This window comes from Paeniglutamicibacter gangotriensis Lz1y, from assembly GCF_000348945.1.
In the GTDB taxonomy this organism is placed as follows: Bacteria; Actinomycetota; Actinomycetes; order Actinomycetales; family Micrococcaceae; genus Paeniglutamicibacter; species Paeniglutamicibacter gangotriensis.
In genome coordinates this window covers 314,027-333,452 of the sequence record NZ_AOCK01000004.1, presented here as the reverse complement: position 1 = coordinate 333,452, position 19,426 = coordinate 314,027, and the positions used below count along the sequence as shown (strand labels likewise).

General features: G+C 60.4%; 14 protein-coding genes. 1 reads left to right on the top strand and 13 read right to left on the bottom strand.

Annotated features, from left to right (window positions below):
* Nucleotides 1-46: 46 nt before the first annotated feature.
* From rpsS to rpsL, 12 genes are all read right to left on the bottom strand, one after another.
* Nucleotides 47-328 carry a 30S ribosomal protein S19 gene (gene rpsS / locus ADIAG_RS08985; RefSeq protein ID WP_007271031.1) on the bottom strand — a complete coding sequence of 94 codons (282 nt, stop codon included), beginning with the start codon at nucleotides 326-328 and terminating at the stop codon, nucleotides 47-49.
* Nucleotides 329-340: 12 nt separating this feature from the next.
* Entirely contained in the window at nucleotides 341-1,180 is an 840-nt protein-coding gene (rplB, locus tag ADIAG_RS08980) for a 50S ribosomal protein L2 (RefSeq protein ID WP_007271030.1), read from the bottom strand.
* A gap of 30 nt (nucleotides 1,181-1,210) precedes the next feature.
* The gene (rplW, locus tag ADIAG_RS08975; protein WP_007271029.1) at nucleotides 1,211-1,513 is read right to left on the bottom strand and encodes a 50S ribosomal protein L23; all 303 of its coding nucleotides are present in this window, start codon (nucleotides 1,511-1,513) and stop codon (nucleotides 1,211-1,213) included.
* Nucleotides 1,510-2,112: a 50S ribosomal protein L4 gene (gene rplD / locus ADIAG_RS08970; RefSeq protein ID WP_007271028.1), complete on the bottom strand. Its 603-nt coding sequence runs from the start codon at nucleotides 2,110-2,112 to the stop codon at nucleotides 1,510-1,512. The genes rplW and rplD overlap by 4 nt, the downstream gene beginning before the upstream one ends.
* A 4-nt stretch (nucleotides 2,113-2,116) precedes the next feature.
* On the bottom strand, nucleotides 2,117-2,767 hold the full coding sequence (gene rplC, locus ADIAG_RS08965) for a 50S ribosomal protein L3 (RefSeq protein ID WP_007271027.1): 651 nt from the start codon (nucleotides 2,765-2,767) through the stop codon (nucleotides 2,117-2,119).
* 20 nt (nucleotides 2,768-2,787) lie between these two features.
* Entirely contained in the window at nucleotides 2,788-3,096 is a 309-nt protein-coding gene (rpsJ, locus tag ADIAG_RS08960; RefSeq protein WP_003803825.1) for a 30S ribosomal protein S10, read from the bottom strand.
* Between the two features lie 565 nt (nucleotides 3,097-3,661).
* Nucleotides 3,662-3,790, bottom strand: a complete 129-nt coding sequence (locus ADIAG_RS22375; protein WP_007271026.1) for a hypothetical protein — start codon at nucleotides 3,788-3,790, stop codon at nucleotides 3,662-3,664.
* Nucleotides 3,791-3,871: 81 nt separating this feature from the next.
* Entirely contained in the window at nucleotides 3,872-7,984 is a 4,113-nt protein-coding gene (locus ADIAG_RS08955; RefSeq protein ID WP_007271025.1) for a hypothetical protein, read from the bottom strand.
* A 221-nt stretch (nucleotides 7,985-8,205) separates the two neighbouring features.
* On the bottom strand, nucleotides 8,206-9,396 hold the full coding sequence (gene tuf / locus ADIAG_RS08950) for an elongation factor Tu (protein WP_007271024.1): 1,191 nt from the start codon (nucleotides 9,394-9,396) through the stop codon (nucleotides 8,206-8,208).
* Between the two features lie 234 nt (nucleotides 9,397-9,630).
* Nucleotides 9,631-11,745 (bottom strand): elongation factor G, encoded by a 2,115-nt coding sequence (fusA, locus tag ADIAG_RS08945; RefSeq protein WP_007271023.1) that lies wholly within the window; start codon nucleotides 11,743-11,745, stop codon nucleotides 9,631-9,633.
* Nucleotides 11,746-11,826: 81 nt separating this feature from the next.
* The gene (rpsG, locus tag ADIAG_RS08940) at nucleotides 11,827-12,297 is read right to left on the bottom strand and encodes a 30S ribosomal protein S7 (protein WP_007271022.1); all 471 of its coding nucleotides are present in this window, start codon (nucleotides 12,295-12,297) and stop codon (nucleotides 11,827-11,829) included.
* Entirely contained in the window at nucleotides 12,297-12,671 is a 375-nt protein-coding gene (gene rpsL / locus ADIAG_RS08935) for a 30S ribosomal protein S12 (protein ID WP_007271021.1), read from the bottom strand. Before rpsL ends, rpsG begins: the two co-directional genes overlap by 1 nt.
* Before the next feature lie 609 nt (nucleotides 12,672-13,280).
* Between rpsL and ADIAG_RS20155 the strand changes: the two genes are divergently transcribed.
* Nucleotides 13,281-14,945, top strand: coding sequence for an HNH endonuclease signature motif containing protein (locus tag ADIAG_RS20155; RefSeq protein WP_051059884.1), 1,665 nt, complete (start codon nucleotides 13,281-13,283; stop codon nucleotides 14,943-14,945).
* Between the two features lie 503 nt (nucleotides 14,946-15,448).
* On the opposite strand, the gene ADIAG_RS08925 is transcribed toward ADIAG_RS20155, so the two are convergent.
* Complete coding sequence (locus ADIAG_RS08925) at nucleotides 15,449-19,342, bottom strand: DNA-directed RNA polymerase subunit beta' (protein WP_007271019.1); 3,894 nt, start codon at nucleotides 19,340-19,342, stop codon at nucleotides 15,449-15,451.
* Nucleotides 19,343-19,426: the final 84 nt, after the last annotated feature.

Below are 19,426 nucleotides of genomic sequence, written 5' to 3'. Positions count from 1 at the left end.
TCTCGTCTCTCGAAGAAGTGCTAAGCACTCGCTGAACCCTTGCGGGTTAGCGGCGCTTGCCCTTCTTGTCGTCCTTCACGTGGCTGCGGAACGTCCGGGTCAATGCAAATTCGCCGAGCTTGTGCCCGACCATCGACTCGGTGACAAACACGGGGATGTGCTTACGTCCGTCATGTACGGCGATCGTGTGCCCGAGCATGTCGGGGACGATCATCGAACGGCGGGACCACGTCTTGATGACGTTTTTGGTGCCCTTTTCGTTCTCAGCTTCGACCTTGAGGAAGAGGTGCTGATCGACGAAGGGGCCTTTCTTCAGGCTGCGTGGCATGTTTCCAGGCTCCTATCGCTTGTTCTTGCCGGTACGACGACGGCGGACAATCATCTTGTCGCTGTCCTTGTTCGGACGGCGAGTGCGTCCTTCGCGCTTACCGTTCGGGTTCACCGGGTGACGGCCACCGGACGTCTTGCCTTCGCCACCACCATGCGGGTGGTCAACAGGGTTCATGGCAACGCCACGCACGGTCGGGCGAACGCCCTTCCAGCGCATACGGCCGGCCTTTCCCCAGTTGATGTTCGACTGCTCGGCGTTACCGACCTCGCCGACGGTTGCGCGGCAGCGCACGTCAACGTTGCGGATTTCGCCGGAAGGCAAACGAAGCTGCGCGTAGCGACCCTCACGGGCCACCAGCTGCACCGAGGCACCTGCTGAACGAGCCATCTTGGCACCGCCGCCGGGACGAAGTTCCACAGCGTGGAGCACCGTGCCCACCGGAACGTTGCGCAATGGCAGGTTGTTGCCGGGCTTGATGTCAGCGTTTGCGCCGGCCTCAATCGTGTCACCCTGGGAAAGCTTGTTCGGTGCGATGATGTAACGCTTGGTTCCATCAGCGTAGTGAAGAAGCGCGATGCGAGCGGTGCGGTTCGGGTCGTACTCGATGTGAGCGACCTTTGCCGGCACGCCGTCCTTGTCGTGACGACGGAAGTCGATCAGACGGTACTGGCGCTTGTGCCCGCCACCCTTGTGACGAGTGGTGATCTTACCGGAGTTGTTGCGGCCGCCAGTCTTGTGGAGCGGGCGAAGCAACGACTTTTCCGGAGTGGATCGGGTGATTTCTGCGAAGTCGGCTACGCTCGAGCCGCGAAGGCCCGGGGTAGTCGGCTTGTACTTACGGATTGCCATAGTTTATTTCCTCGTTAAAGTGGTCTCCGCTTATGAAAGCGGACCGCCGAAGATGTCAATCGAGCCTTCCTTCAGGGAGACGATTGCGCGCTTGGTAGCTTTGCGAGTCCCCCATCCGAATTTGGTGCGCTTGCGCTTGCCGGCACGATTGAGGGTGTTTACGGAGTCAACTTTGACCGAGAAGATAGCTTCTACGGCGTTCTTGATTTCCGTCTTGTTCGAACGCGGGTCTACCAAGAAGGTGTATTTGCCTTCGTCGATCAGACCGTAGCTCTTTTCCGAAACGACGGGTGCGATGACCACATCGTGCGGAGCCTTGGAGAAGTCGCTCACTTGGCTTCCTCCTTCTTGACCAGGGCATCGAATGCGGCCTTGGTGAAGACAACGTCGTCGGAAACCAGCACATCGTAAGTGTTGAGCTGATCGACGTACAGGACGTGGACCTCGGGGAGGTTGCGGACCGAGAGGGCTGCAACGTCGTTGGCGCGATCGATGACTACGAGCATGTTCTTGCGCTCGGACAGAGCGCGCAGGGTGGCCATTGCAGCCTTGGTGTTAGGCGTGGTGCCTTCAACCAGGGATTCAACAACGTGAATGCGGTTGTTGCGAGCGCGGTCAGACAGGGCGCCGCGCAATGCAGCAGCCTTCATCTTCTTGGGGGTGCGCTGGCTGTAATCGCGAGGAGTCGGGCCGTGGACAACGCCACCACCGGTCATGTGAGGAGCACGGATTGAACCCTGACGGGCGCGGCCGGTGCCCTTCTGCGCGAACGGCTTGCGACCCGCACCGGAAACTTCGGCGCGGTTCTTGGTCTTGTGCGTGCCCTGGCGTGCAGCTGCAAGCTGGCCAACAACGACCTGGTGCAACAGCGGGACGTTGGTCTGAACGTCGAAGATCTCCGAAGGGAACTCGACGGTAAGTGCCTTAGTCATGTAGTTATGCTCCCTTCACAGCGGTGCGTACGAGAACGACGCGTCCGCGGGCGCCGGGTACGGCACCCTTGATCAACAGGAGGTTCTTCTCGGCATCCACAGCGTGAACCGTGAGGTTCTGCGAGGTGACGCGCTCGGCGCCCATGCGACCGGCCATCTTCTGACCCTGGAACACGCGGCCCGGGGTCGAAGCGCCGCCGATGGAGCCCGGCTTACGGTGGTTCTTGTGAGCACCGTGCGATGCCGGAGCACCGTGGAAGCCGTGACGCTTCATGACGCCGGCGAAGCCCTTGCCCTTGGAAGTTCCAACGACGTCGACCTTCTGGCCGGCGGCGAAGATTTCGACGGAGAGTTCCTGGCCTGCGGCGTAGGACTCGGCGTCTGCAGTGCGCAGCTCAACGACGTGACGGCGCGGGGTAACCCCGGCTGCCTCGAAGTGGCCGGCGAGCGGCTTGGTGACCTTGCGCGGGTCGATCTGGCCGTAGCCGATCTGAACCGCTACGTAGCCATCGCGCTCGGCGTTGCGCAGCTGAGTGACGACATTGCTGTCGGCCTGTACAACGGTTACCGGGATGAGGTTGTTGTTCTCGTCCCAAACCTGGGTCATGCCGAGCTTCGTGCCCAGCAGGCCCTTTACATTACGGGTTGCGGTCATAGTTTTCTCGCCACCTCCCCTTAGAGCTTGATTTCGATGTTGACATCCGCCGGCAGGTCAAGACGCATCAGCGAATCTACGGCCTTCGGGGTCGGATCGATGATGTCGATCAGACGCTTGTGCGTGCGCATTTCGAAGTGCTCACGGCTGTCTTTGTACTTGTGGGGTGAACGAATAACGCAGTACACGTTCTTCTCCGTTGGGAGCGGCACTGGGCCGACTACGGTTGCGCCAGCGCGCGTCACCGTCTCAACGATCTTCCGGGCAGAAACGTCAATGACCTCATGGTCATACGACTTCAGCCGGATGCGGATTTTTTGTCCCGCCATGGCGTGATGCCTCTTTCTAATTAGCACTCTCTGTACAGTTACTGTGCCCTACGGGCCCCTTTCGGGACCGGCACGCCTCGCATCGAACTGAATCCGGATAAATCCGGGTTCCTCAATCCGCCGAAGCCCGACCCCCGCGGTCGGGCGTGTCGCACTTTACCGCGACACCAAACCCGCATAAAACCTTGGGGGACATTGTTGGTGTTTCCAAAAATTCGGTTGTATTGCTCCCCAGCCCCGGGCATTATCCCGGGTGAGACACAATCTCGGTTGAAACCCCGTGTCCCGGTGTCGGTTTCCCGACCAGCAGACACAAAGCATGGAAATGTTCACAAACAACTTATCTAGTGTGGCAGGTTCGGGGCCCAAACACAAAATCCTTGGGCCCGCGGACTGTGAAGATATTTTCCCGGCTCTACCCTTTTACACTCCCCAGAGGTAGCGGGAAAAGAAAAACCTCCGGAAATTCGGGACTTCAAAACTCCTTGGAAGCACTCCATGGTTACCGGCACCGATGGTGCCGGTGAGGAAGCTCACCAGCGCTGTCCGATCCCTCAAGGAGGGGTCAGCGGTCGTCGCGCTTCGAACGCCGGATTTCTTTGGCCCTATCGATCTCCTTGGAGAACTGTTTGCGCAGGCGTGCAACCACCACGACCACCGCCACAACGATCAGCAAAACAATCAAAAACTTCATGGTTCCAGCCTAACTGCTGACAGCGCAGAGAACACTAGCAGCGCTCGGTACGTATTTTGGGTCCCTGCCAGCGTCCTTGGATCAGCGCGGAGGATCGTTTGGATTCTGCGGTCTGGGTCTCATCCATGGCATACCGGGTGGTGGCGCTGGAGCTTGGGGAATCGGAGCTTCCGGCGCAGTCGTCGCCCTCGGCACATCCTGGACCGTGCCAGGTGCCCCTTGAACGGGCACCTCCCCCGGGGTCGCCGGCGACGGGTGCTGGGTCTGGGTCCGGGGATGCTGGTAGTGAGTATTTCCCTGGGAAGGGTCCATAGGCATCGCGGGCGGCTGCCCGGTATCCGGAGCACCGTTCTCTGAGCTGCCCTTGTTCATCTTCCCGAGCCGCCACAACGCCAACGCGATCAGTCCAGCCGCAATCAGCAGCAGCAACAGGAAGGTGAACCCACGTAGGAACCAGAGCACCGAAACGGCAATACCGATGGCCCCCCAGATGGTGAAAATCTTGCGGTTGGTCACGAGGCCGAAGACCAGCAATGCCGTGAAGCTCAACAGGACCACCAGCTGCTGGGCCAGCGTCGAGGAAAAGAACGTCCCCATCCCGGCCAGGGTAAGTACTGCTGCGGAGACCGAGAGCACCACCGTACCGTTACGTTCACGCTTGCGCATGAATTCATAGGAGGCAAGAACCCCGAGCACGATCACCCAGTAGTAGAGGGTAGAGAAGTTAGACAGTCCGTCAACGGCCACCCACCAACACCGCTGGATGGCAACGGCTGATATCAAGACCGCTGCCTCATAACCGATTTCGCGGCGTGCTTTCGGAACTTCCGTGGCAGCTGCGGCGAATACGGCCAGCACCAGCAGCAGCGCCCCGAAGTACACATAGCGCTCCGATGCCGCGGCCAGGCCCACCACTGCGCCCAGGCCGAGGGAGACCAACGAGGCAGTGAAGAGCACCCGAGCATGGGCAGGGCCCCAGCCCTCGGTGCGTTGAGCCACCTCCGTGAAGGGCACCTCCTCGGTGCCAAAACGTCCACCGAAGATCGCGGCAATCAGCAGGATCACGCAGGTGGCGCCAAACCCGACCATGGTGTCCAGCGGCTCACTCCCCCGTGCCCCTGCCAGTTCGTGGATGAACTGGGTTCCGCGCACCGAAGCCAACAGCACCAATGCCGCACTGCCGAGCAGCAACAACGGGATGCCCCAGCTCGAGGCAAAGACCACGATTCCGGCGGCACCCACCAGTGCTGCACAGACCTGCCAGCCGGGCTCGGCGGCACTGTGCAGCCCGAAGAGCGCCATCCAGTAGGCCAGGGCAACCACCGCGCGAATCCAGCGGAAGTCTTCTCCACCCAAGCGACGGAATTCGGCAACCAGGATGCCGACCAGCAGCAGCGTCAACACCACGAACGCCACGTTTTGGCCCCAGAGGGGTGTCGGCAGCCATCCGCCGACCCGCAAGTCCGTGCCGAGGCTCGGGGCCAGGACCACGCCCAGCAGACCGAGTGCGGCGGGGATCGAAACATAGGAGAATCCTGCATCTCGTCCGGCCCGGGTCTTGACGACAAGTGCGGCGAAGAGCAGCAGGCACAAGAACTGGACCAGCAACCCGGCTTGGTCGAGGTTGCCCGCATGCACGGCCAGGTAAGTGAGCGGGACCAGCACCAAGATGGCCACGGCGGCCAAGGTCAAAAGACTGCGCGGGTCCGCCGGTTTGCGCGCCTCGGCCTTCCGGGCCGTGTAGGCACGAACCGACTGGCCCGCAGCAATGGTGAAAGCAAACAGTGCGTACTGTCCGTGAGCATCCATCTGGAACCGGTCCGCGATATGCCAGGCGGTCGCGGAGAACAACACCTGGGCGAGCACCGAATACCCGATCCTGAGGGCGAGCTGCGTCTCCACCAAGATCCGTACCCCTACGTAGGCCAGGCCCAGCAGCGCCACGACCTCCACCATCCAGGCCGGCTCCTTGCCGGCGGCGATGGACAGTGCCGCACCCAAGGCCAGCAGCCCGCCCAACTGCACCAACAGTCGTGGACCGCGCGGCAGCTCCCGTGGATCCGTGCCGTCGGCGGGAGCTTGCCGACGATGCCCCAGCACGGCGGTGGCAGCACCCAGGGCTAAGAGAACCAGGAACCAGAGCAGGATCGTGTCCCATGGGTAGCCTGCCCACAGCACCGTGCTCCAGCCCTGGCCATTGTCTGTGATCTGCTCAAGCAAGCTTGGGGTGGCCCTTTGCAACAACACCGACAGCGACCACGTGGCCATCGAAGCGCACAACACCGCGGCGCTGAAACCGATCGATTCCCCGGTGAGCCTGAGGCCTCGGGCGGGTACCGATTCTGCTTCGGGTGCGTTATGTCGCAGGTTTCTGGCTGTCACCACGATCTGTACCAGCAGTGCCAGCACCACTCCGACGAATGTCGCCACCTCGATCGCGAGCTTCAGTGCCGCAAGGCTAGCGCTCTCGGCACCGGGTAGGCTCGGAAGCATCTGCGCGAATCGTGGTTGCAGGATCCAGCCGGCCGCAGCGAAGGAGAACATGGCCCCTGCCGCCGGCACCGAGGCAATCCGGGCCGCCCAACGCAGGTACTGCCCGTGCACGCCGATCACCTGGCGGGCCAGCAGCCAGGTGCCGATGGCGGCTGCAGTGAAGAGTAGTCCCTGCCGTCCCAGGTTCCCGGTCATCGGTTCGATGATGCTCAGGATTGCGACGCCCAGCGGGACCCAGCGGAAGTGCCCGCCAGTCTTGGCACCAAGGAAGAGGCCGGCAATCAGGAACAGGACCAAGGTCCAGTTCGGATCGAGGCCAGTCCCAGCTCCGGTGAGGAAAGGATCGCGCAGTAGTGCTTCGGCACCGAGCACGCTCGCCAGGGCCGCGACGCCGAGCAATACCCAGGTCTCACCGCGGGTGAAGCCGGGCGTGAGTCGCAGTTTTTGTCGGTAGCCCGCGGCGAATTGTGCCAGCAGCACCACTTGGAGCAGCAGCAGCACGGCAAGGATCCGGAAAGTACTGGTCCACGTGAATCCGCCGACGTGCAGGAAGCAGGCGACGGAGATCATCGAGGCGGCGCGTGCCGCGGCAAGGTGCCAGAAACGTTCGTTCACCGGAGCCGCTAGCAGAGCCACGGCGTAGTACAGCGCCGCGGCGGCAAAGAGCCAACCGTAGTCGCGGGCCTCAAGCACCATGGCTGAGAAGATGGCGGCAAGCAACGTGGCAGGTACCAGGTACCGGTGTGCCGTGGTGAAAGAGACCACGTAGATGTTGGTGATCCAGCGCGGCTTTTTGAATCCGACCAGGGTGATCGCGGTGGCCAGCAGCATGCTGAAGAGGAAGTAGAAGATGAGGCCGCGGTTGAGCACCGCACCGCCGGAATAGGCGGTGGAGACCAGGAAGGTGGTGGCCAGGCCGGCAACGATCTTGGACTGAAGTTTGCCTGCGGCGTAGATGAAGGCAGCGGTTCCCACCAGTGAGGTGACAAACCAGCTGGTACCTGGCGCCGTGGACAGCAGCAGGTAGTGGGCCAGCCCCGTCATCGGAATCAGGGCCAGGCCCGTGGCGGTGAATGCGGCGGCCGCCGGGCGCAGTCGCTCGCTTCTGGCATGCATCAGAAGTCCGACGACGTAGAAGCCTGCTGCCACGATTCCCAGTCCGATAACCTTGGCCGCGGCCGGCAGCGCCAGTGCGATGAACAACGATGCCGCGGCGACTAGCAACAATGCAGCCACATACAAGGTGATGTTGATGTTCCGCAGGGCCCGGACACGCGGGTCAAGAGGAACCGCGGGTGGCGGTGGTGGCTGGGGTGCTCGTACCTGCATCTGGGGATGCGGTTGGGGCAACACGGGCGGCATCGGGCCGGGTGCTTGGCTTGGCATGGCACCGGCGATGACCTGTTCCGTCCGGGGGAATCCGGCGGGCTCTGCGGCGCCACGTGTGGAGCCGGAACCACCGTGTGGGCCTTGCCGCAGATCGGGTTGCGGCATGGGTTGCGCGTCGTCGAGCGCGCTCTGGGCACGGTCTCGCACCGCGGCATCGAATCCGCGCTGCCAGGCCTCGGCCAAAGCCAAGCGATCGGGGGTCTGGACGGGGGTTGCTCGCTCGGCCGCTTTCTTCGCCAGTACGTGCTTGCCGAAGAGCATCCCTGCAACAAACATGATCGCGGCTACCGTGATCAGTGCCAATCCATCCATGCCAGGTCCCCTCTTAAATCTGTAATATCTAGTGTCTTCGGCCCGGTACTCACCAAGCATCTTCCTCAGCGTACCGCAGTCAAACTATTCGTTTGATATAAGTGTCGGGCGTCCGCGGGATGTTTCCCCCGGGACGCGAAAAGACCCCTGATGCATTGTCGAAACAATGCACCAGGGGTCTTTTCTCAGACCATTAGGTCAAGACATCCAGGTAGAAAAGACTACTTGGTGATCTTGGTGACCTTGCCCGAACCAACGGTGCGGCCGCCTTCGCGAATTGCGAAGCCGAGGCCCTCTTCCATGGCGATCGGCTGGATCAGCACGACCGACATTTCGGTGGTGTCGCCGGGCATAACCATTTCCGTGCCTTCCGGCAGGGTGATGACGCCGGTAACGTCCGTGGTGCGGAAGTAGAACTGCGGGCGGTAGTTCGAGTAGAACGGGTTGTGACGCCCACCCTCATCCTTGGACAGGATGTAGACGTTGGCCTCGAAATCGGTGTGCGGGGTAATGGAACCCGGCTTCACGATGACCTGGCCACGCTCTACGTCTTCGCGCTTGATACCGCGAAGCAGCAGACCACAGTTCTCGCCGGCCCATGCCTCGTCGAGCTGCTTGTGGAACATCTCGATGCCGGTAACCGTGGTCTTCTGGACCGGGCGGATGCCGACAATTTCGATTTCCGAGTTGATCTTCAGGGTTCCACGCTCGGCGCGGCCCGTAACAACGGTGCCACGACCGGTGATGGTGAAGACGTCCTCAACGGGCATCAAGAACGGCTTGTCCTTGTCGCGAACCGGGGTCGGGACGTTTGCGTCAACGGCGTCCATCAGGTCCTCAACGGACTTGACCCAAACCGGGTCGCCTTCCAGTGCCTTGAGGCCCGAAACGCGGACAACCGGTGCTTCGTCGCCGTCAAAGCCCTGCGAGGAGAGAAGTTCGCGAACTTCCATTTCCACGAGGTCCAGCAGCTCTTCGTCATCGACCATGTCGGACTTGTTCAGTGCGACCAGCAGGTAGGGAACGCCAACCTGGCGGGCAAGCAGAACGTGCTCGCGGGTCTGAGCCATCGGGCCGTCGGTGGCGGCAACCACGAGGATTGCGCCGTCCATCTGTGCGGCACCGGTGATCATGTTCTTGATGTAGTCCGCGTGACCCGGGGCATCAACGTGCGCGTAGTGGCGCTGCTCGGTCTGGTACTCAACGTGTGAGATGTTGATGGTGATACCGCGCTGGCGTTCTTCCGGCGCGGAGTCGATGTTCGCGAAATCGCGCTGCTCGTTCAGATCCGGGTACTTGTCAGCCAGTACCTTGGAAATGGCGGCGGTCAACGTGGTCTTACCGTGGTCAACGTGACCAATGGTGCCGATGTTGACGTGCGGCTTGTTCCGCTCGAACTTTGCCTTTGCCACAGGTTCCTCCTAGAAACGTTTACAGAAGACGTACCTCGTCCACACGGGTCGCGGACGAAACTTGTACAAGTCTACTGGGGGCTTAGTGAAATGTTTAAATTGTGGTTAGCTGCGGGATCCACTGGGGATCCGTTAGTTGGCCTGGCCGGGCCGGATTGGATTTCTCCGCACCGGCCCCACCCTGCGGCCACTCACCCAAGACTCGGGTTCACGGCCAATTCTTCGTCCTGACGATTACTCGCCGCGGGACTTCTGGATGATCTCTTCGGCAACTGCCTTCGGGACCTCTGCGTAGCTGGAGAAGGTCATCGAGTACACGGCACGGCCCTGGGTCTTCGAACGCAGGTCACCAATGTAACCGAACATCTCGGACAGCGGAACCGTCGCACGGATGACCTTCACGCCCGAAGCGTCTTCCATCGAAGCGATGGAACCACGGCGGGAGTTCAGGTCACCGATGACGTCGCCCATGTACTCCTCAGGAGTACGGACTTCGACATCCATGACCGGCTCGAGGATGATCGGGGTGGCGCGGCGTGCGCCTTCCTTGAACACCTGTGAGCCAGCAATCTTGAACGCCATTTCCGAAGAGTCGACGTCGTGGTAGGCACCATCGAGGAGGGTAGCCTTCACGCCGACCATCGGGTAGCCGGCCAGGATGCCGAACTGCATGGCGTCCTGGATTCCGGCGTCAATCGACGGGATGTATTCGCGAGGAATACGTCCACCGGTTACGGAGTTCTTGAATTCGTAGATGACACCGTCAACAACTTCCAGAGGCTCGAACGAGACCTGGACCTTTGCGAACTGGCCCGAACCACCGGTCTGCTTCTTGTGGGTGAAGTCAACCTTCGCCACAGCCTTCTTGATGGTTTCGCGGTATGCAACCTGCGGCTTGCCGACATTGGCTTCGACGCGGAATTCGCGGCGCATGCGGTCCACCAGGATATCCAGGTGGAGCTCGCCCATGCCGCCGATTTCGGTCTGGCCGGTGTCTTCGTTTTGGGAGACAGTGAACGTCGGGTCCTCGGCCGAAAGCTTCTGGATGGCCGTGGAGAGCTTCTCCTGGTCACCCTTCGTCTTCGGTTCGATCGCCACGAAAATCACGGGAGCGGGGAACGACATTGACTCAAGCACGATCGGGTGTGCCGGATCGCACAAGGTGTCACCGGTGGTGGTGTCCTTGAGGCCGATCACTGCGTAGATGTGACCCGCGTGGATCTCGTCTACCGGCATTTCCTTGTTGGCGTGCATCTGGAAGAGCTTTCCGATGCGCTCCTTCTTCTGCTTCGTCGAGTTCAACAGCTGCGTACCGGAAGTTGCCTTGCCGGAGTACACGCGGATGAAGTTGAGCTGGCCGAAGAACGGGTGCGTAGCAATCTTGAAGGCGAGGGCCGAGAACGGCTCGTCTTCCGAAGGCTTGCGGACCAGTTCGATCTCTTCGTTCTTCGGATCGTGGCCAACCATGGCCTCGACGTCGAGCGGCGAAGGAAGGTAGTCGATGACAGCATCGAGCATCGGCTGGACACCGCGGTTCTTGAATGCAGAACCACAGAAGACCGGGTACAGTGCCGAGTTCAGAACCATCTTGCGGATGCCGGACTTGAGTTCAGCAATGCTGATCTCTTCGCCCTCAAGGAACTTCTCCATGAGCTCGTCAGAGCTCTCGGCGACGTCCTCTACCAGCTTGGCGCGGTATTCTTCGGCCTTTTCCAGCATGTCGGCAGGGATTTCGCGGGTCTCGTAGGCGGCACCCATGGTGACGTCACCCTTGGAGTCGCCTTCCCAAACGAAAGCCTTCATCGTCATCAGGTCGACAACGCCGGTGAACTCCGACTCGGAGCCGATCGGCAGCTGCATGACCAGCGGCTTGGCACCAAGGCGCTTGATGATGGTGTCTACGGTGTAGTAGAAGTCAGCACCCAGCTTGTCCATCTTGTTGACGAAGCAGATACGCGGAACGTTGTACTTGTCAGCCTGGCGCCAAACAGTCTCGGACTGCGGCTCCACGCCTTCCTTGCCATCGAACACTGCAACTGCGCCATCGAGGACGCGCAGTGAGCGCTCAACCTCAACGGTGAAGTCAACGTGACCGGGGGTGTCAATGATGTTGATCTGGTTGTTGTTCCAGAAGCAGGTCACGGCGGCAGACGTAATCGTAATGCCGCGTTCTTTTTCCTGTTCCATCCAGTCGGTCGTTGCGCCACCGTCGTGCGTTTCGCCGAGCTTGTGGTTCACACCTGTGTAGAACAGGATGCGTTCCGTAGTAGTGGTCTTACCGGCATCGATGTGAGCCATGATACCGATATTGCGGACCTTGTTAAGGTCGGTAAGCACGTCCTGTGCCACGTTGTCTCCCTTTGTAGGTTAAGTCCGAAACGTTGGCGGGACTGATCTGCGATCAGTCCCGCCAACCGGACTAAACGCTTTTTACCAGCGGTAGTGGGCGAAGGCCTTGTTGGACTCTGCCATCTTGTGAGTGTCTTCGCGACGCTTGACAGCGGCACCAAGACCATTCGATGCGTCGAGGATCTCGTTCATGAGACGCTCAACCATGGTCTTCTCGCGGCGAGCCTTCGAGTAGCCAACGAGCCAGCGAAGAGCCAACGCGGTGGAGCGTCCGGGCTTGACCTCAACGGGAACCTGGTAGGTCGCGCCACCGACACGACGGGAGCGAACTTCGAGGGCCGGGCGGATGTTATCCATGGCCTTCTTCAGAGTCACAACCGCGTCGGCGCTGTTCTTGGCGGTCACACCTTCGAGTGCACCGTAAACGATACGCTCTGCGGTGGACTTCTTGCCGTCGACCAAAACCTTATTGATCAGCTGGGTTACGAGCGGGGATCCGTAAACCGGATCCGAGACGAGGGGGCGCTGTGGCGCGGGGCCCTTACGAGGCATTACTTACCTTCCTTCTTGGCGCCGTAGCGGGAACGAGCCTGCTTACGGTTCTTGACACCCTGGGTATCGAGAGCGCCACGTACGATCTTGTAGCGCACACCCGGGAGGTCCTTCACACGTCCGCCGCGCACGAGCACGATGGAGTGTTCCTGCAAGTTGTGGCCGACACCTGGAATGTAAGCTGTAACTTCGACGCCACCGGCAAGACGCACACGTGCGACCTTACGAAGTGCGGAGTTCGGCTTCTTCGGGGTGGTGGTGTACACACGAGTGCATACGCCACGACGCATTGGGTTGCCCTTAAGGGCTGGGGCCTTGGTCTTAGTGACCTTCGGCGAGCGACCCTTACGGATCAGCTGCTGAATAGTAGGCACTTTCGTGTCCTCCGATTTCTTTGTTCTGCGGCGCCACCCACAATCAAACTGCATTGGAGACGCTGCGTTTATAGTCGTTTCATCACAGCGACTTCGGATTTGACCCTAGGCGTGCGAAAATGTGGCATCTGTTGCGCAACCTACCCGCAACCCGGACCGTGTCCATTTGCCACACATGAAAAACAATTAGCTCAAGCTTAGCACGCACTTTGCGATGCCCTTGACACTGCCGTTACCTGCGCGTGCCCCGAAAACCATGCTGCCACGCTACCGAGCAGGGACGGCGGACCAATGCGCCCCGTAATTCCGCTCTTACGGCCGATCACCGGGCACCTCACGTGGCATCACGCTGAAATGCAGATCACTTAATTTGGCTGGCAGCTCGCCTAGATCGCACCGTTTGCCCACCGCCCACTCGGCCGGAAGACACCAGAATTCATGAAAAGTTATCCACAATTTTCCGTTCCCCGGTTTTCGAGGCCTTCAGGGGTCCATGGTGGACACATGAGAACACTGGCAGCATTCGCTAGCGACGGGTTGGATGGACTCCACCAATCCTTGGCGCCGTCCACCACGGAAGGTACGGATACAACGGTATCCGTAGACCACGTGGACGATCCGTTTCGCCTGCTCGCTATTCTCAATCCGATGCTCACATCACTTTTGGACGATCTAGCGGCCGCGGCCGGCCCCTCGCCCGTTCGGGCCGTACTTCTGGCCCTCCTCACCGAGGACCTCGCCAGAACGATCGGCCGCGCCCAGATCATTGCCGCAGGAATGTTGGAGGATTCCGACGCACATACGCTGAAGGAAGAGCCACTCACCCAGGTGCACAGGATCCACACTCACCTGAACGAATTCATCGAAGGCGAGATCGCCCTACCTGCCGACCAGCGTTACTCCCCCGGCACCAAGATGCTATTCAAGAACGGCACCGATGTGGCCAAGGACCAGCTGCACCTTTCCCATGCTCAGGCCAAACATCGAATCACCACCAGGGACCTGCTGGTGCCGCGTCGCGGCTTCAACGGCGCCACCATCGAGCCTCGCTTCGGACAGCTGGCCACGGTATTCCACGACGGCACCGCCGACCCTCAGCAGGTCGCCAACGCTGCCCGCAGAATGGCAACCCTACAACCGGGTATAGCGGCCCAGCCCAATCCCCAGGAAACTGCCGCCCGCGTCGAGGAGCAAGTCGCCGAGTCCTTGGTTGCCCGAAACCAATCCGGAACCGGTCAGCTCTTCAAACTCATCGAAGCGCAGCTAGACGCCGGGGCACTAGAACGTAGCGAAGCACAGATGGAGGCCAATTTCGGGCTTCAGTACAAGGGCAAGCAGATCCGTGGGTTTATTTGGGAGATTTGCACCGGCGTCGAGGGGCACGAGCTGCTCACCTCAGTGTCCGACCAATTGGCCAATCCTCATTCGCAATTCGGCAATCCCGTCGACGTCGCCACGGCACGTGCCAAGGAACCCACAGCCACCGCGCAACCAGAGCTTCCCATCCCGGACTTCGCAGATGCTCCTGACGCACCGGCTCCAATCCCCGCTTGGGCCATCGACCCCAACACCCCACCAGATCAAATACCGGTGGAAGGCTTCACAAACATCGCAAAAACCGACCCCGGACTAATCGAGCTTCCCGGGCCGGTTCCGTTACCCGGAGAATCACTTGCAGAAGCGCGTCAACGGGAGAAGGGCAGGAGCTTGTTGCAGTACTTCCTTGATTCGGTACGACGATTCAGCGACGGCGAATCCGACCGGACTCTCCCCAAGCCTCCAATGCTGGAAATGATCGTCACGATTCCACTGGATACATTGATCGGGACGAGCGACCAACCAGGTGTCACCAGCCACAACCATTTGGTCTCTCCAGGATTCGCGCGAAAGCTCGCCGCCACCGCCAACGTCATCCCTGCCGTTCTGGGCACCGCATCGCAACCATTAGACCTTGGACGAAAGCAGCGATTCTTCAGCCGGGCGCAACGCCGAGCTATGCTCCTGCGCGACAAAGGATGCATCAATCCCGGTTGTACGATGGCTGCCCACCGCTGCGAGGCGAACCATATCCAACCTTGGTATCTCGGCGGCGAGACCAATCTGTCAAATTCTGCACTCTTGTGCCCCATATGCCATGCATCTTTCCATGCCGGTCATTTCAAGATCGTGGTCATCGATTCGATTCCCTACGTGCTTCAAAACAGGGCCCTGGATCCGGAACAGCGACCGCGCCGCAATTGGATCTTTCATCCCAAGGCAGCAATCGCAGCCTGATTCGTAGGACCATCAGCCCACCCCTACACGACCTTGGCCAAGTTCAGACTTCTTGTCGTCGAGCATCCGGGCGACGCCGGGAATGAACGTCGGTATGCGGCTCTCTCCCGGGGAATAAGCTAACCCATGCGGTAAATCTACTAGAGGATAGAACAAGTAGTATTCATGCTTGTTTGATGCCCCTTGGTGCGGCGGATGCCTCCAAAGCAAGCAAGATCCCGGCCTGCCACCTTACCGTGCCTAAAAAGTCCCCGCATCCAGGAGACTGATCTTCTAGTATGGGACTCTTTGTCCGGCGGTCTGCTGCCCAGTCTTTGGGACATGGTTCCTAGGCCTGAAGGCAGTCGTTTTCACGCCGTGGTCATTCTGGCAAAGCTGAACACAAAAAAGCCGGCCCGCACCGCACTTCCCTATTCCTCCTGCGAGGTACGGGAAGCACGGCACGGGCCGGCTTCTGTTGCGGGGGCAGTCGACCGACGCGGTCGGTCAACTGCCCTTACGCCTTAGCGAAAATCGCTGCCCAGATCGTAGTCATCCATGGCGATGGCATGGAATTCCGGGCTCAGGCCCGGCTCCAAACCTTCGTAGTCCATGCCAGTGGAGAATGCGGACTGGCCGGTGAACAGCGAAGCCTTCGCTGCCTCGGTCGGTTCCACGTTCACCTGGGTGTAGCGATCCAGACCGGTACCGGCCGGGATCAGCTTACCGATGATCACGTTTTCCTTCAGGCCGAGCAATGGATCGGACTTGCCTTCCATTGCGGCCTGGGTCAGGACACGCGTGGTCTCCTGGAAGGATGCAGCCGAGAGCCAGGAATCGGTAGCCAAGGAAGCCTTGGTAATACCCATCAGCTCGTCACGACCGGAGGCCGGACGCTTGCCCTCGGAGACAGCCTTGCGGTTCTCCGACTGGAAACGTGCCTTGTCTGCAAGCTCGCCCGGCAGCAAGTCGGTTTCGCCCGACTCGATGACGGTGATGCGACGCAGCATCTGGCGGACGATGACTTCCACGTGCTTATCGTGGATGCCCACGCCCTGGGACTGGTAGACCTCCTGGACTTCGCGAACGAGGAACTTCTGCGCCTCACGCGGGCCAAGAACTCGCAGTACCTGCTTCGGATCGATAGCACCGGCAACAAGCTGCTGGCCAACGGTGACGGATTCGCCCTCGATAACCAACAGACGTGCACGACGCAACACCGGGTAGGCGATTTCTTCGTCGCCGTTGTCCGGAGTGATCACGATGCGCAGCTGCTTCTCGGAGTCCTCGATGGTCACGCGTCCTGCAACCTCGGAGATCGGGGCAACACCCTTGGGGGTACGTGCCTCGAAGAGCTCCTGGATACGGGGCAGACCCTGGGTGATATCTTCCGCGGAGGCAGCGCCACCGGTGTGGAAGGTACGCATGGTCAGCTGGGTACCTGGCTCACCAATGGACTGTGCGGCAATAATGCCCACTGCCTCACCAATGTCCACCGTCTTGCCACTGGCCAACGAACGGCCGTAGCAAAGTGCACAGGTTCCGACTGCCGACTCACAGGTCAGCACGGAGCGGACCTTGATATCGGTGACACCGGCTGCGAACAGTTCGTCGATGACCACGTCACCCACGTCAGATCCGCCGCTTGCCAGTACCTTGCCCGAGGCGTCGGTCACGTCAGTGGCCAACGTACGGGTGTACGCCGAGTTCTCGACCGTTTCGTGCATACGCACGGTACCGATCTCGTCGGTGTAGGCGATCGGCACGTTCAGGCCACGGCTCGTGCCGCAGTCCTGTTCGCGAACGATGACATCCTGCGAGACGTCCACCAGACGACGGGTCAAGTAACCCGAGTTGGCGGTCTTCAGCGCGGTATCCGCCAGGCCCTTACGGGCACCGTGGGTCGCGATGAAGTACTCGAGAACCGACAGGCCTTCACGGTAGGAAGACTTGATCGGACGCGGGATGATCTCGCCCTTAGGGTTGGACACCAGACCACGGATACCGGCAATCTGGCGCAACTGCAGCCAGTTACCACGAGCCTTGGAAGTCACCATGCGGTTAATGGTGTTCAACTCTTCCATGCCTGCCTGCATCGCCGCAGCAACCTCATCGGTTGCCTTGGTCCAGATGTCGATCAGGTCCTGACGACGCTCCGAGTCGGCAATCAGGCCCTTGTCGTACTGCGACTGGACGCGAGTTGCCTTGATCTCGTACGGGGCAAGAATTGCAGTCTTGTCCATGTTCGAGGTGATGTCGGAGATGGCCACGGTGATACCCGAGCGGGTAGCCCACTTGAAGCCAGCGTCCTTCAGGTTATCCAGCGTTGCCGCGGTAACAACCTTCGGGTAACGCTCGGCCAAGTCGTTGACGATGTCCGAGAGCGCATCCTTACCAGCAACGCGCTCAACCCACGGGTAGTCCGACGGCAGTGTCTCATTGAACATGACCTGTCCCAGCGAGGTATCGATGAGCGCATCGGCGCCCTCAACCCAGCCTTCCGGAGCCGGCTGATCAGCGGACGGGACGAAGCCCGACACACGGATCTTGACCGGCGAGTTCAGGTGCAGCTCGCCGCGGTCCATCGCCATGATGGCTTCGGCCGCCGAGGAGAACGCACGACCGGCGCCCTTCTCGTCGAGACGCTTGGTGGTCAAGTGGTGCAGACCAATGATCATGTCCTGCGAAGGCAGGGCAACCGGGCGACCATCCGAAGGCTTGAGGATGTTGTTGCTCGAGAGCATCAAGATCCGGGCCTCGGCCTGAGCTTCGGGGCTCAGCGGCAGGTGTACTGCCATCTGGTCACCGTCGAAGTCAGCGTTGAATGCGGCACAAACCAGCGGGTGCAGCTGAAGGGCCTTACCTTCAACCAGCTGAGGTTCGAACGCCTGGATGCCCAAACGGTGCAGGGTAGGTGCACGGTTAAGCAGCACCGGGTGCTCGGTGATGATCTCTTCGAGAACATCCCAAACCTGCGGGCGGTAACGCTCGACCATACGCTTGGCGCTCTTGATGTTCTGTGCGTGGTTGAGGTCAACCAGGCGCTTCATCACGAACGGCTTGAAGAGCTCCAGAGCCATCTGCTTAGGCAGACCACACTGGTGCAGCTTCAGCTGCGGGCCAACCACGATGACCGAACGGCCCGAGTAGTCAACACGCTTGCCGAGGAGGTTCTGGCGGAAGCGTCCCTGCTTGCCCTTGAGCATGTCGCTCAGGGACTTCAGCGGACGGTTACCCGGACCGGTCACCGGACGGCCACGACGACCGTTATCGAAGAGCGAGTCAACAGCTTCCTGCAGCATGCGCTTTTCGTTGTTCACGATGATTTCCGGCGCGCCCAGATCCAACAAACGCTTGAGGCGGTTGTTGCGGTTGATCACGCGGCGGTACAGGTCGTTGAGGTCGGAGGTCGCAAAGCGGCCACCGTCCAGCTGTACCATCGGGCGAAGCTCCGGCGGGATCACCGGAACGGCGTCCAGGACCATGCCCAACGGGGAGTTGGTCGTGGTCAGGAAGGCGTTGACGACCTTGAGGCGCTTCAGGGCACGCGTCTTGCGCTGGCCCTTACCGTTCTCAATGATCTCGCGGAGGATCTCCGCTTCTGCTTCCATGTCGAAAGACTCGAGACGCTTCTTGATGGCTTCGGCGCCCATGGAGCCCTCGAAGTACAGTCCGTAGCGTTCGCGCAGCGAACGGAACAGGCCTTCATCACCCTCAAGGTCAGCGACCTTCAGGTTCTTGAAACGGTCCCAGACCTGGTCAAGACGCTCGATATCGGCGTCGGCGCGCTTACGCACCTGGGCCATCGTCTTGTCCGCGAGGTCGCGGGTCTTCTTCTTCTCTGCTGCCTTGGCACCTGCGGCTTCGAGGGCAGCAAGCTGGTCCTCGAGTTCACGGGCAATGGCGGCAATGTCGGAGTCGCGGGTATCAACCAGCTGCTTACGTTCCAGATCGTGCTGAGCCTGGAGGTTTGGCAGCTCGGCGTGACGACGCTCTTCATCAACGGCGGTGACCATGTAGGCGGCGAAGTAAATGATCTTCTCAAGATCCTTCGGAGCCAGGTCAAGCAGGTAGCCCAAGCGCGAGGGAACGCCCTTGAAGTACCAGATGTGGGTCACTGGAGCGGCGAGCTCGATGTGACCCATGCGTTCACGACGTACCTTGGCGCGGGTAACTTCGACACCACAGCGTTCGCAAATGATGCCCTTGAAACGCACACGCTTGTACTTGCCGCAGTTGCACTCCCAGTCACGGGTGGGACCGAAGATCTTTTCGCAGAAAAGACCGTCCTTTTCCGGCTTGAGTGTGCGGTAGTTGATGGTTTCGGGCTTCTTTACCTCGCCGTAGCTCCACCCGCGGATCTCGTCCGCAGTTGCCAGGCCGATGCGCATGAGGCCGAATGAGGATTCGCTGGACATATGGTCCTTATCTCTCTTCTAAGTTCTCTGAAGTCTAATGTGGTGGGTGAATTGCCGGTCCATGCGGATCGACGCCCACCGTTG

Bases quoted from the DNA above. Each gene is read 5' to 3' on its own strand.
- rplC (WP_007271027.1), bottom strand. From the start codon at position 2,767: ATGACCGCAACCCGTAATGTAAAGGGCCTGCTGGGCACGAAGCTCGGC.
- ADIAG_RS08955 (WP_007271025.1), bottom strand. From the start codon at position 7,984: ATGGATGGATTGGCACTGATCACGGTAGCCGCGATCATGTTTGTTGCA.
- ADIAG_RS22375 (WP_007271026.1), bottom strand. From the start codon at position 3,790: ATGAAGTTTTTGATTGTTTTGCTGATCGTTGTGGCGGTGGTCGTGGTG.
- rplD (WP_007271028.1), bottom strand. From the start codon at position 2,112: ATGACTAAGGCACTTACCGTCGAGTTCCCTTCGGAGATCTTCGACGTT.
- rpsS (WP_007271031.1), bottom strand. From the start codon at position 328: ATGCCACGCAGCCTGAAGAAAGGCCCCTTCGTCGATCAGCACCTCTTC.
- rpsJ (WP_003803825.1), bottom strand. From the start codon at position 3,096: ATGGCGGGACAAAAAATCCGCATCCGGCTGAAGTCGTATGACCATGAG.
- ADIAG_RS08925 (WP_007271019.1), bottom strand. From the start codon at position 19,342: ATGTCCAGCGAATCCTCATTCGGCCTCATGCGCATCGGCCTGGCAACT.
- rplB (WP_007271030.1), bottom strand. From the start codon at position 1,180: ATGGCAATCCGTAAGTACAAGCCGACTACCCCGGGCCTTCGCGGCTCG.
- rpsG (WP_007271022.1), bottom strand. From the start codon at position 12,297: ATGCCTCGTAAGGGCCCCGCGCCACAGCGCCCCCTCGTCTCGGATCCG.